This is a genomic window from Cohnella sp., from assembly GCF_041640265.1.
Lineage (GTDB): Bacteria > Bacillota > Bacilli > Paenibacillales > Paenibacillaceae > Cohnella.
On record NZ_JBEQAP010000001.1, the window covers coordinates 379,562 to 392,987 of the forward strand.

At 39.9% G+C, this 13,426-nt stretch carries 6 protein-coding genes; all 6 read right to left on the bottom strand.

What is annotated here, in order from left to right:
• Nucleotides 1–28 precede the first annotated feature (28 nt).
• The 6 genes from ACESLK_RS01730 to ACESLK_RS01755 all read right to left on the bottom strand — a co-directional run bounded on the left by ACESLK_RS01730 (nucleotide 29) and on the right by ACESLK_RS01755 (nucleotide 13,426).
• Nucleotides 29–553, bottom strand: coding sequence for an exodeoxyribonuclease X C-terminal domain-containing protein (locus tag ACESLK_RS01730; protein WP_372661246.1), 525 nt, complete (start codon nucleotides 551–553; stop codon nucleotides 29–31).
• Nucleotides 554–904: 351 nt separating this feature from the next.
• A complete protein-coding gene (locus ACESLK_RS01735) occupies nucleotides 905–1,966 on the bottom strand; it encodes a hypothetical protein (RefSeq protein ID WP_372661249.1) in 1,062 nt (353 codons plus the stop codon).
• 2 nt (nucleotides 1,967–1,968) lie between these two features.
• Complete coding sequence (locus tag ACESLK_RS01740) at nucleotides 1,969–3,618, bottom strand: hypothetical protein (RefSeq protein ID WP_372661252.1); 1,650 nt, start codon at nucleotides 3,616–3,618, stop codon at nucleotides 1,969–1,971.
• Between the two features lie 499 nt (nucleotides 3,619–4,117).
• Nucleotides 4,118–4,210, bottom strand: coding sequence for a PCRF domain-containing protein (locus ACESLK_RS01745; protein ID WP_372661255.1), 93 nt, complete (start codon nucleotides 4,208–4,210; stop codon nucleotides 4,118–4,120).
• A gap of 378 nt (nucleotides 4,211–4,588) precedes the next feature.
• Nucleotides 4,589–8,674, bottom strand: coding sequence for a hypothetical protein (locus ACESLK_RS01750; protein ID WP_372661257.1), 4,086 nt, complete (start codon nucleotides 8,672–8,674; stop codon nucleotides 4,589–4,591).
• Between the two features lie 372 nt (nucleotides 8,675–9,046).
• Nucleotides 9,047–13,426: a hypothetical protein gene (locus tag ACESLK_RS01755; protein WP_372661260.1), complete on the bottom strand. Its 4,380-nt coding sequence runs from the start codon at nucleotides 13,424–13,426 to the stop codon at nucleotides 9,047–9,049.

Sequence of the window (13,426 nt, forward strand, 5' to 3'; positions counted from 1 at the left end):
GGATAATGGAATAATTCGAAAAGAAGTTCTACTGATGTTTTTCTTTCCAAATATCATGATAACAAACAATCTTAATCTTTTTTATAAGCACAGTTTCCTGCTCATTATCTTCAACTACATAATTATCCCCCTGATGCATTTTACAATGGGGGCAAATATGCATGACATATTTTGACTCGGTCACCTTGCTGGAACGTTCTTCTAGTAGAACTCCATATTCTTTTGCAAAAGGGATTAATGAACTTGGTTTACTGTAAGCGAGATCGCTAATAATTGGGTATCCATCTCTCAACTCATTCTCGACTTCTGGATTAAACATCAAGAAAATTGGCATGCTTTTCTTACATTTCCAGCACTGATACCCACTACGGATATCGACCTCCCATTCAAAACACTCCGGATATTGATTGGGAATCATTTCTATAAACTCCTGATACTCAGGCTTATTCGTCATTCCATTTTCTCTCATCCAAGAAAAATAACTTGGGTTAGTTAGGTACACTTCTTCAATCGTCTCACCTTTGTATTTACCAAATGTCATTATCATTTCCATTAGTAGACCCTCACACTTCCAAGCTTTTTTGCTATGGAGAATCAATTGTTCAATTACCCAGCAACCATCTCAATTGGGATTTCGCTATCAGTATATTCGACATATTCGACGTTAAAACAGATCCTCCTGCCAAAATACCCATTTTTAGCTATGGAACTACAATTAAATAACTTAATTTATTGTTGTTTGGTACTCATAATTTATTTCAAGAGGCTGCATATTTATTTTCGGGATTCCGAATATAAACACTAAATAGAAGGACATCAACCATCGAATGCAAAAAGGGGATTCCTGTCTGATTTGCTTGCATGAAAAGAACTTCCTTAGACGTACATCACCAAAAATTGAACTTTACCCCGAAAATTCACTTTCTAAATCCTTGACGTCATTTAGTATATTTTTGACAGGATCACACTTATTAGCTTTTTGTCGCACAAAATTGATATAGGTATTTAGAAGCTTCTTTGTCGTTTCATCACTGGCAGTTGATACGAAACTCTCCAACTCCTCAGCGTAATCACGAAGCTTTTGTGCCTTAAACCAGTTTTCCATTTGATTCTCAATATTTTGTGTTAGATGCTGTTTGCGAATATTGTACTCTTCGAGCTTCTTAATCGCTTGCTTCTTTGCTTCCTCAATTTCATAAAGACGCTCCTGTTCTTTTTGCTTAATTTCATACTCACGGTCGGCGATATGACTTGCTACATCTATATCAAGTGCTATTTTCAAAAGGTCATTGATGATCTCACCCATTTGTTTTTCAAGCGGCCGATCAAGAGTTTCTACAAAGCATAGTGACTTGGCTGATTTATTTCTATCTGCATAGCCGAGAATTTCCTTAAACTCAATTGTCAGTAATCCACTGGGGACTTTTTCATACATGGGCCTTATGCTAATATTCATGTTGTCGGATTGTTGATTTGATAATAAGGAACGCAACTTTACCATGATTTCAGTCAATGAAATTGAGAATTCATGATCTAGAAATCGCATGCGGGTATTATCTTGTTCTCCTGAACTCACATATATCGTCCCACCTAACTCACCCACAGCATTAATCAGGCAGTTTATTATTCGATACGACCGATTGGCTTGCTTCTCAGATATGTACATTGACAGTATAGCTTTATTCCTACGGTTCTCAACCTTTGAGTTTCTTAGCATATATGGTTCGAGCGCATCTCGAAATTTATGTTCTTCATCACGAGTTTTTCTGTAAGCAACCTCATTCTGATATTCTATGATAAGCGGATGTAGATACTTATTTTGCTTTACAATTTGTAGATCTCTGCACCATTTCTGAAATTTCACCTTTGATTGGGGCGTCAGTAATCCAATTCCATCAATCTCTTTTAACTGATCGATAGAATAATTTCTCATATCCTTAACTTCAATAAAACTATATCCCCCCAATGTTATTCTCCCTCCTGACCAGAAAAAGAAAAACCACCTCTTAGCAGATCATCAACTAATTCCTCAAGCTCTACATTTGTAGCTATTCCTTCAGGCACAAAATACCGACGCAAGTTGTCATTTAGCAAGGCCGAAAGAGAGCCTAAGAAATCCGAGTTTTGGGGAAAATCATATTTATATAGATAGGTATTGCCGTCTTTATAATGTTTATGGGAAAACCCTGTTCTGCTGGGAATCTTGGATAGATGGATACCGACAATCGCTGCTCTCATCTCGCTAAGCCTATTGAAATCTTCCTCAAAATCGCTGGTAAAATTCTTCCGTTTAATCAGCCTTGAGATATCAATAGCGAACTTTAATTTATACTTCATTTCTTTGACCACATTGTTGATGTTCACAACATCCTCAGCAGTTTGCATAAGATACTTTGACTTTCCATTTTGCTTCTGCGGGCCATTAATCAAAACAATTTTCATTGCTTTATATTTTTTCAGACTTTTTTCGAGAATCGAGTACTTCTCGAAGAACTCCTCTTCACCGTAAGTTTGGGATCGCAATGGGGACAACAACTCCAAGGTGTCAGGCACGCCATATCTTGAAAGCGTATCAGTTAGATTTTTTATGATTAAATTAAGTCGTTCAGAGTTCTTCCACAATAAGTCGTTGTCCTTTTCATAGCCAAGACGCAAAACATACTCTTCACTTGGAGCATCCTTTAAAACTCCCGTTGTTGTTTCAAGAAAAATTCTGTTGCTCTTAACATCTACAGGGTACAATATGCTTTTCGTTTTTACCGGCACCAACACGTTTATTCGTTTAACCAAACTCACTCTTCCAGTAGAGATGCAGAGGTTTACATATTCAGGCCAGTAAACCTCATCATTTGCATCTTCAAACACCCATATGTACATAATCAGCATTTCCAGTTCGCCTTTACGCCCAGTAATGAACGGACGATGTTCGTTTTCTTTATACAGCACTTCCATATTAAACGGGTTATCGTTATACCTATGGTTATAGCGATTAATGTAATAGAAATGCTCTGACTGCCTGTTATAAATTCGCTCAATGTACTCCTCAAAAAAAGCAGCCGTATAGTTTTGAGCAAACTCAAATAAATTTACTCCATAACTACGGTAAGTCTCTTTTACCCAGCCGATAAGGGTATTATCCAAATATTTAAATCCGGAAATGGACGGCCTCTCCGTTTCTTTTGCTTTTACCTCTTCTGCTAGAATCATCAGTTGATCCCGAAATTGCTCTATCCCTGTTCCTTTCATCTTCGCACTGTTGCAGAATTTGTTTATTTCTTCCTCATAATCCTCGGCACTATATAAAAGATGCACGTATTTACGCTCATACATCCAGGATTTCAATATCCGATCTATACGGCTCTTTGTTCTTTTATAATATTCAATAATAAAGTCCTTGCTTTTCGGGAAGGCAACTTCCACCTCTTGAGCAACTCTTAATGCGGATTGTTCCGTTTTGATATTCTCATAATCATATTCTTCCGGATTAAGGTAATCACTAAAATAATTCATTACATACTTTAGGACAGTGGACATATTTTCGGCATGATTTTTAAAATCGAACTCATCCAGCTTATCTTTTTTCTTCATATTTGTTATGTATTGCTCAACCGTAAGCATATAGCTCCCTCACTTTCAATTGAGTTTGATATTCCTTATACAAAAAAACTCCTGAATCCAAGGATTCATCTCAAAAGAATTGTCTTATTATTGCTGCGGCGCATGATCTACATGTCAGCTTCGTTTTCATTTGTCTTCTCTGAAATAAAAACCTCTTACATAATGATCATATTTCAGAAAAGGAAATGGATTCCGCCCATGTAATGGGCCTGAGAAAAAGAGCTTAAAGTCATTGTTAGTCGGAGACGTTTGCTTTTAACAATCGAGGGCGGAGAACAGCGCTTGCTTGTCATTCGCTTTCATCAGGATCCTGTGAAGAAACCTTCCGTTCCTTCGGTCTACTATTAACGAATCAGAGAGTACGTCGGGGATGCCCCAGACTTGGGTGGCAAGACTTGTCTACCTGGGTCCTGCGGTCTCGATGTCTATTCAAGCTAAGTGTAGAACAGATGCAAGATCAGAAGAAAGCCGAAGCCATCACATCGTAATGTGAGTGGAATCAGTAAAAAACTATGGAACTAGTATACCGAAACTTTCCCGATTCAGTCTCCGGTACGCGTTGAACGCGGTGGACACCGCTCTCGTAAAACACTCGCGCGTCCTGTCTCTATTTTACCAATAAACGGTTCTCTTTGTTTAAATAATAAAAAAGGGTGTCCCTGAGCCCTTTTCATGGCTTCTGAGACCGCCCCTTCGTTAGGTTTTTCTTGGTGTGTTTTACTTTTTACACATCCGGCTTTCACTTGGAGCAGCGCCTCGAGGAAATGACATCTTCCCGTATACGTTAATTCCCTTTAAGCTGTAGCCGGTTGGAAAACTCCTCAGAATCTCGTCTGTTTTGTGAGTGGTAAAACAGATTAATTTGAGCTCTTTTTGGCGATTTCAAATATGGGCTTCAGAATGTGTCCGGACTGCTCGATGTAATCCCGGAAATAAAAAACTACCGCCGATAGCAGCAATCCAATTACACCTAACTGATGCCATCTTCAAATCGGTTCTTTAATGTCTCCAGGTCCTTCTGCCATTTCGACTTTGTTTCAATGATTCCGTCGTTCTCTCTCTTCATCGTTAATTGCCAGATTTCTTTACCGGTGAATGAATCCGTGCCTAGATATAGGATACTTGCAAACAAGTAAGAGTCCCGTATTGGCAGCTTATCTTTGCCGTAATCATCTGATAATAGATCGTGGCGGATGCTTCCATATTGCCCCATGTAATCAACGAGCCGAACCTTCGTATAATACTGTGCGTTCCGCAATACTCGACATTTTACCAGCTTTCCAGCCATATTTTGTTTCGAGACTGTTTCCTTTCTTTCCGGCGTTTCGATTCTATCTACGACCTTCGCACTTCGGTTATAAGCTCTGGGACCGTCGTAGCTAAATCCGAAGGAAATTTCGGCCATCTTCCCGTCATCGCCTTCCAAGATTTTCGTTACTGGCACGGAAGGGTTGAAGAAAATATCAAGCTGATTCGAATGGAGATACGCATGAAAGTTGTTTTTGTAATTAATCCGCCCGAGTACCTTTGCCAGCGTCATCGTTTCGACATCCCGCTTCTTGCGTTTGCCATCCTCGTAATAGATGGAGCTAAACAATCGCTCGATCCCTTTCCCTTCTCCTAGCCATTCGTAGATCACCGTATTATTTCGCAATTTCCCGCTCATCTGTTTGAGCTCGAACTGCAAGCTCTGAAGCTCCGCCTCAGCCTTGGAGCTGCCTTCGATTGCTTTGATCGACACCAAAATGAAATAATAATAGTAAGCTTCAATACTACTGTTACTAATCTTCCACAAAGCCAAATTCTGAATCGCTTCGTCCAACAAGATTTCAGGAGACTTTGTTTTGCAATGCCGTATTGTATTGAACCACATCCGGATATTCGCCGGGTTTTTCGGCTCTTCTCGGATATTCTCCTCCATCAAAAGAATAATCTCATCTATTAGATGAAGGTTCTTCTCGATCCCGTTACGGTAAAGCTCGCTTTCCTTCGCTCTGGCGATAAACCTGCGAATTTGAGGTTTCTGGTGTTTTGCAGCGTCCTCCAAGTACCCTTCCCACATGTCGATCGTCTTTAACGTCGCGTCCTCCATCCCGTTTACTTTCGCTTGAATCTTGTTGGTTTCGAAGTCGTCGTCATCGAGATTCTTCGCAATTTGCATAAGTGATAGAGCCCGATCGATATAGGTCATGTACCAAGAATCGTTAGACAACCTTATAAATTCCTCCATTGAGTGGAGCCCGGACAGTTTTCTCCCTATATCCACCAAGTCGATACACATTTCGATATCCGATATATACCCGGCTATCTTGTTATTGATTGTTCGGGAAGCCTCGAACATCGTCGACGCGCGAACCGCAACCTTCTTCGTTTCCTCAACCAACTGGTCTACAATGGCGGCATCGCCGGTTTCGTACGCTTCGTACATCTTCCCTCTGTAGTGGCTCCTGATTTTTTTCCTCAAACAAATTCCGCAAATGTGGAATAGAATCGCGTCAGGAGCTTCCTCGCTCAGCTCGATCGCTTCTTGTGCTAATTCGATTCCTTTATTATAGTTCCCCTCGACGTGAGAGTAGAACCGGGCCAGATGCGCAATGAAGTGCGGTTCTTCAGGATAAACTTCCGCTAAAGTCTTAAAGATCAGCCCGATGCCGTTTCCGTTGTCTTCCTTCGGCAACATCCCCTTAATTTTGGTAATAAGCGGCGCGAACCGCTCCTTTTCGATTTCGTTCGAATTTTTCAGTATGAACAGATTCTTCAATACGTTAATCGAGCTTTCGTATTCCACCACACCGCTGCTCCTGGAGGATCGAATAAACATGACCAAGTATTTTATCAGATTGGTGACAAACGTTTCCGACCCGTCTTCTTCGCGGCCGACGATTTGACCGATCAATTCCTTCGCGAACAACGGATGCCTAATTTTATAGTAATTTGCGGATTGGTCCGATAACACGACCACTAGATTTTCGAACGCGCCCTCTCGGTCGAACGGTTCGCTGCCGTCCGTATCTTCATCAACGATTAGCGATGTCGTGAAATACGTCGTGTCCAGCGGTCTCTCAGCATAATAATCGGCAATCGCGATATAAACCAAAATGTTTTTCTGTTCCTCTGTTAATCCGTTGATGAAGCCGGTAATATAAGGCTTAACTCCTTCAAACTTCTCCTCGAATGTGTGCAACGACATATAAAAGGGCGTCTTCTGATCCTTGCGCAGGGAGCCATTGCATATTTCCGACAAGATCTGATGGGTTACATCGCTGTTAATATACGCCGTTAATTTATTATGCATGTCGATACACGCATCGTCGTCCAACGTCTCGAGAGGATACGTTAATTTGCCGTTCGCGGAATCCCCGTTCTTATGAACCGGCTTTCTTTTTACGTACAGAATGACAAAGTTAAACGTTTGCGACTTGAGATCGTCGATAAGCAGGTTGACTTGATCGTTCGACATTACTCTGCTTTCAATCAGTATGAGGATTGGCATCTTGCAAACATTGAATAAATTGTTGATTTGCAATGCCGTCTCTTCTTCTTTGAAGGCTTTCACGACGACGGTCGGATACTCCTTGCTCACGTTATAAGCAAGTTCCCTGGCGAAAGACGTGCCCCCGATTCCCGGTTCGTGAATCAGCTGTATCTTCACCTTTGCCTTGGACTCCAACTCCTTGGACAAATCCTTCTTAATGGAGGCGTACAGTTTTCTGCTGACCGCAAAGCCATGCTGCGCGCCATACCAGCTTAAAGGAACTCGACCTTGATAGTAGAGCTCCGGATTCGTCTTTTCCTCGTTTTCTTTTTCCTTCTCCGCTATTCCTCTGTAAAGTAGCTCCAAATGAGAATAGTCACCTAGTCTAACGGGAATATAACCCCCGTCGCTGGCCGGTATCTGATAATCCATTCCAGCAATTTTCTTATTGAAGTGGGACGAATACCCGAGCAGGCCGTTCGCGAAGCTTTCGTACGTTAACGAAAATGTAAGGTCTCCGTAATCCTTGAATTCTTCGTATGCGGCGTTTTTCGATAAAATATAGCATTGTATCTTGTCTTCATAGACAGCGTCCAAGCTTTTTCGAATATCTAATACTCTGTCGACTTGTTCGCTGATAACGATGACCTTGATAGGCTTTGTAAATGTTGAATGATAGCTCTTCAATGTTCCAAATAATTTCGAGGCGTATTTTTGTTGCCATTTTCTTTCGGTATCTGCTATCGTTTCCTGGCGGTCTGCTACACCATTCGCGAAAAACCAATACGGGGTTTGAATCGTTGGAACCATCTTCGTTTTTTCCGGATTTGATAGATTGAACCGTTCAGGTTGAATATAATTTTCCTCGGAATAGCAAGCACATAACCCTTCGCCGTCCGAATATTCGTCGAAATCGATTACAAGGGACCAATTTATGAATAGCAAAGCCTTCGTCTGCTCGTATGAGAGACCTTGTAATCGATCCACTAACAAGACGTACCCGAACCGCTCGCTGGTAAAATCTCGACATTTGTTGAATAACTCGTAAAAACTTCCCGAAGCAGCATAATCGTTGTTGTTCACAGCTTGTAGACTTGCTTGTGCGTCGACATATGTCAATATTACTTTTCTGATTTCTCTAAGCGATTCCTCGAACTTCCCAGCACTGACGTCCTTACCGTTGTGCTTAAAGCTGTTGTTCACGTTGTAAACATTAGTTCTTATAATGTCGAAATCGATTTTCGTAACCGCCATTGCTGGGCTGGCCCATGTGTGCATCTGATCTACCAATAATTTGACATTCGTACCCGGACTGCTAAGAAATTTCTTCATTTCGGTAAAGTCTCTCCATGACAACCTGCCGTTGTTATGCTCGCTTTTGAACATCTTATGTAAGTGGTATTTTAATGACCATTCATACGCACGGTACAATCTTGTCCCTGCGTTATTAATTATAGATTTTACCGACTCACCATCGTCGATTTCCACTCGCTTGGAATAATCTTGGTACTCCGTCACGCTGAGATTATACTCGTTGACGATCCTCAAGCTATCCATATAATGATGCTCGCTATACTTCATTCCCATCTTCCCTCCCCGGACATATATAGTAAACTGATTTTCTATGTCGTTAGATATATCATACTTATTTCGACATTGACTTCCAATTTCCTACAATTTTCTTTTCTGAGAACCAAAAATCATAAGAAAGCTACCCAACTTATAGTATAGTATTAACTTTACTTCGGTCTAATCCTCTAAAGGAGAGCAGGTATAACCAGTCCTCTTTTACGTTTGCTTAGAGTCATTAAAATAATTCCTTTTCAGTCAATTCCATTGAGTGTTCATTACCAGTTCGGGATCCAATATTTCAACCTAATAATCTTTTTTCAAATTGCAAATTGCTTATGTCAACCCCTCGCGCTCCACGGTCCATAAAAGAAACTAACTAGGTCAACTTCTCATAAGTGCATAAATGTTATTGAGCTCCATGTACTCCGATTCAGATTTCAAGATCTCTACTCCTCCGCGGTTATAATACCGATTGCTAATAACAGCCTCAAAGTGACTTCGTATTTCTTCTTCACGAATTGCAGTAAGGCAGAATAACTGAATCTTGTTTTTCAGTGCAAGCTCAATGATCGGTCGGACTACGTGTTCGGATGATGCGGCTCCGAATGGATTGTCAGCAACAATTGTTTTCCAGACACTTTCTTTGCCATGTAGTTTCTTACGTATGTGAGTCACAATTATCATAAACATGATCATGTAGGAGGTGTATCGTTCCCCGCCTGACCAAGAGGCGGCTTCGTCCCACGAGAAATATTCAACTCCTAATTCAAGAAGTGTTTTCTTTCTCGGTTTGAAAATTTCAATGTAACAATTCTCCAAAGGTGATACGTTTTTGAGAAGATTCATGCTATTCATTTGCTGTTCAAGGTATAAATTTACTTCATCATCGGTTTTCCCCTCTCCTTTCAGTCTTTTTAGTTCATAAATAATCTTCTCAACAAACAAATTAGTATTATGTAGAGATACTTCCCTTGGATTCGGATCCCACTTGATTTTCACCATCTGTATCGTATTCCCGAATAGTTCGACTTTCGAGTGCTTTGAAACTTCACATATATTTTCGTGAATAATAACGGCACGACGGTGCGCAATATCCACAAGATTATCTTTATCTTTTCTCAACTCAGTTAGCTTACTCTGTAAGTCATTTTCCATCGCGTCTAGTGCATCAAACACTTTCACAAATGCTTCGATAATGTAGTGATAATCAAATAACTTCTCTTGCAATATGACAACAGAATTAAACTCGGTCGCAAACCGGCTTACTTTGGAGTTATTAGTCTCATGTAGTGTTTTCACGTAGGATTCACACGACTTTGTTACAGCGTATCGCTGTGAACCCAAGCTATTCTTGGAATTCAAATATGCGCTAGAGACAACAGTTATAGCCTCAACACGAGTATCTCCAAATGTCTTCCATTCTTGTTCGTTAAATATTGGTCGTGAAATACTACCCGTTGGCAGTTCTCGTTGTGCTTGGTAGCGCTCAAGTGCAGAATGAATATCCTTCATAACATTGTTTTCAGCTTCTAAGCATTCTTCGTTCGAATTATTTTTTTCTCGGTTTTTCTTTATTGCTTCTTGGATTTCATGGATAGTCAAGGGAAATTCCCCTCCTCCATCACCATAAGGTGCCTTACCAAAATCGTTACCGAGTGTGGAAATCATGTTGTTAACGGTTCCTTCTGCTTTAGCAACCTCTATCTTTTTATCATTAAAAGATTTTTCAAGAGCGCTAACGACATCTCTTTTATCATCTGTTTTCTTTTTGAGCTCTACCCTTTCACTCTGATAAACTGCACGGTAATTTAATTGTACCCAATTAAACTCAAGACCTGTATCTTCTATTGAACTTTTGGCCTGATCCCTGTTTTCAATACACTTCAATAGAAGCTCTTGCTTAGTCTCATACCCCGCATTCTTTTCGTTCAGTTCTTTTCGTGCTTTATCTAATGTGATTCGAATTTCCAGGAATTCTTCTTCTGAATATTCGCTCTCGAAACCACCATCTTTGTCTAGTTGGTATTCCTTCCCGTTTTTAAGATGCTCATCAAGTGCTCGTTCCTTCTCTAACAATAAAACCAATTGTTTCTCTCTATCCTCACGATGTCCATCTAACTCATCTTCAATTTCATTTATTTTTGTAGTGATGGCTTCAAGCGCAACCTTCGTTACCTTAAGAGTCGATATTTTAAAGTTAACATCCGGTTCTGGGTATTTATCAATGAAATTTTTTAGGTGTTCTGTTTTAAAATGTACTTTTTGTTGTTCTTGCCTGTAATCTTCTCTTTTATTTTGTGCAGAAGTCTGTGCTTTCCGTAGAGAAGTTATACTCTCTGTATTAACTGAAAGCTCGTTAGCGATGGAACCCAGTCTGTCTGTTAGCTCAGATTCACGTTGAGCAAACCTCATTGCAGAATAAGCGTCATAGGTTTCATGAAAATCTTTTGCAGTTCGAAACGTATCCTCAAAGAAATATAATTCGTGTTGATCTTGTTTAAGTCTTTCTTCTTTACGGTTAAGCTCCTGTTTTAACTCCTTAATCATAGATTCGATTTTCTCTCGGGAAGTAAACAGCTTTCCATCCAATGCCTGAAAGGCCATAAGGCCGTCTTGGAAAGATGCTAGGATAACATCTTCATCAGATGTATTCACAGACAGTTTATTTTTAAGTTGAAATATTACTGGAATTTCAAACATTTCGCGGTTGTTCTTAATTCTTTGCATTTCACGAACAATCGTTGCTGTCTGAGCCTCCTCAATTAAAAATGAATAAGGGAGCAGCGGATGATTTTGCAAATATAGTTCCTTAGTTTCCTCATCAACATTTTGGTCAGCTAACCACTCGCTTCCGAGTGTAACAAGAGTACCTCCTCGATATAGTCGGTTCTTAATCTCAAGAAGAGTATGATGAGGAACAAAATATTCATTCTCAGTGAGATGTCTAATCTTTCTACGAAGCTCCTCTATCCCAACTTTAAGCTCATCCCGTTGGTAACCCCTTGTACTAATCTCTTTATCGAGCCAAGCAAGATTTTCATCTTTTTCGGCAAACAAATCAAAAACTATTTTCCCCTGCTTGGTTAGGGTATCTGTAAGTATGGCATGCTTGGTCTCATATTCCTGTGTTGCAGTTTGGTTATCATTGCGCTCAGTGTGAATTATTGACTCCTCTATGCTAAGTTCCTTTTCCTTAGAATGACACATGGAGAGTTTTTCCTCATATGTTTGAAGATGATCTGAACATTCTTTAATTTGAGCCTGGATTTCCCTTAATCTCTGAACAAAGTTTTCTAACAAAATTGGAGGGCTATCAAGAGCGCTCGAATCGCAAATATTTTTCGTCCGTTCCAGCTCACTCTCATAGTTTCGCACGTACTCATTGAGAGAACCTATTTCATTTTGAAGCTTACCCTTGTCATCCTGACATCTATTAAGCTCAGCAATTGTCTTATTATTTTTAATTTTAATATCTCCAATTTTTTCAGAGACTTCATCTCTAGCCTTTGTCTTCAGATGAAGGAGTGCTGACCAGGCGTCCTGCAGTTCTTCAGTCTTATTTCGAACGGTCTCCTCTAACTCTGGCTGAGTTTTTTTCATCATTTCAAGCTCTTGAGTGTAGGAGATGACAGCTTGGTTCTCCTTGTCATACAATGCATAATGAATAAACGATTGAAGTTCTTTTTCTTTTTGCTCAAGAAAAATCAACTGTTGACGGTGGAATTTAATTTCATCATCATACCGTTCTGCATCTTGCTGAAGCTGCTGTATCTGACGTCGCATTGCTTGAATGTTAATACTATCTTTTTTCCAGTTCCAGTCCTGAAGCTCTTGATAAAGTCTCTCTCTCTCATCTCCCAGTCCATGCAAAGTTTCTAAAGATTGTACCTGATGCATCTGTAATGTAGAGCGAAGACGCTCAATTTTCACCAGCTCTGAATTATGTATATTTCTCTTATTCTCTAGTTCCTGAACGCTTGAGACGACCATTTCAGCCAAAGATTTGATCATTTTAAAGTCTTCAATATCTTTTTGATATTCTGGAATGATTAGAAGGTTCTCTTTATATCCCTTGAAAGCCTCAATTATTTCCTTTTTATCCTCCTCAGTTTGAAAGATAGTATTTTCCATGGTAGGTACCAGCAACTTCGTGATCAACGTTTCCGTCGTCTTCGCTTTTTGGAAAAAGCCTTCTACCCCACCCTCATCACCGTTAATCTTTCGAATGCTTTCCCATTCTTCCGGGAGTATACCGTATAACATTAAGTTTTCCTTATACTTTTTGTTTGAATCTGGAATTTCTACATAGGGATACTCTAAGCTGTGTAAGTATTTTCTGAACTCAGTATATCTTGTCACCATCTTATCCGTAGTAAATGGCAATGTAGCAATATTTACTTCAGAGTCTTTTTCATAAGTAAAAAGATAATTAAAATAATCCAGCTTATCTTTATCCGTCTCTGCATTCTTAAAACAAAAACCAGTCAATAAATACTTTTCATTCTCCCCGTCTAGTAACCATTCTACCGCAATATGACCATATGACTTTTTGGCATAGGTATCCTTAATATTTCGCCCAGCGAGACTCGAATTGGGTAACACTGTTTGCATTAAGGTCTGGATAATGCTTGTCTTACCCCCACCATTCTCAAGCAAAAAAATTGTATTCTTACCTTGCGGCTCCCAAATATTATCTGGAATAATCTTCTTACCTTCATCAAACTTCAGGCCGACCGTACGGATTCGAGTTATGACAGGCAT

Excerpts from the sequence above, each read along its gene's own strand:
- ACESLK_RS01755 (WP_372661260.1), bottom strand. The coding sequence starts at position 13,426 with ATGCCTGTCATAACTCGAATCCGTACGGTCGGCCTGAAGTTTGATGAA.
- ACESLK_RS01730 (WP_372661246.1), bottom strand. The coding sequence starts at position 553 with ATGGAAATGATAATGACATTTGGTAAATACAAAGGTGAGACGATTGAA.
- ACESLK_RS01740 (WP_372661252.1), bottom strand. The coding sequence starts at position 3,618 with ATGCTTACGGTTGAGCAATACATAACAAATATGAAGAAAAAAGATAAG.
- ACESLK_RS01750 (WP_372661257.1), bottom strand. The coding sequence starts at position 8,674 with ATGAAGTATAGCGAGCATCATTATATGGATAGCTTGAGGATCGTCAAC.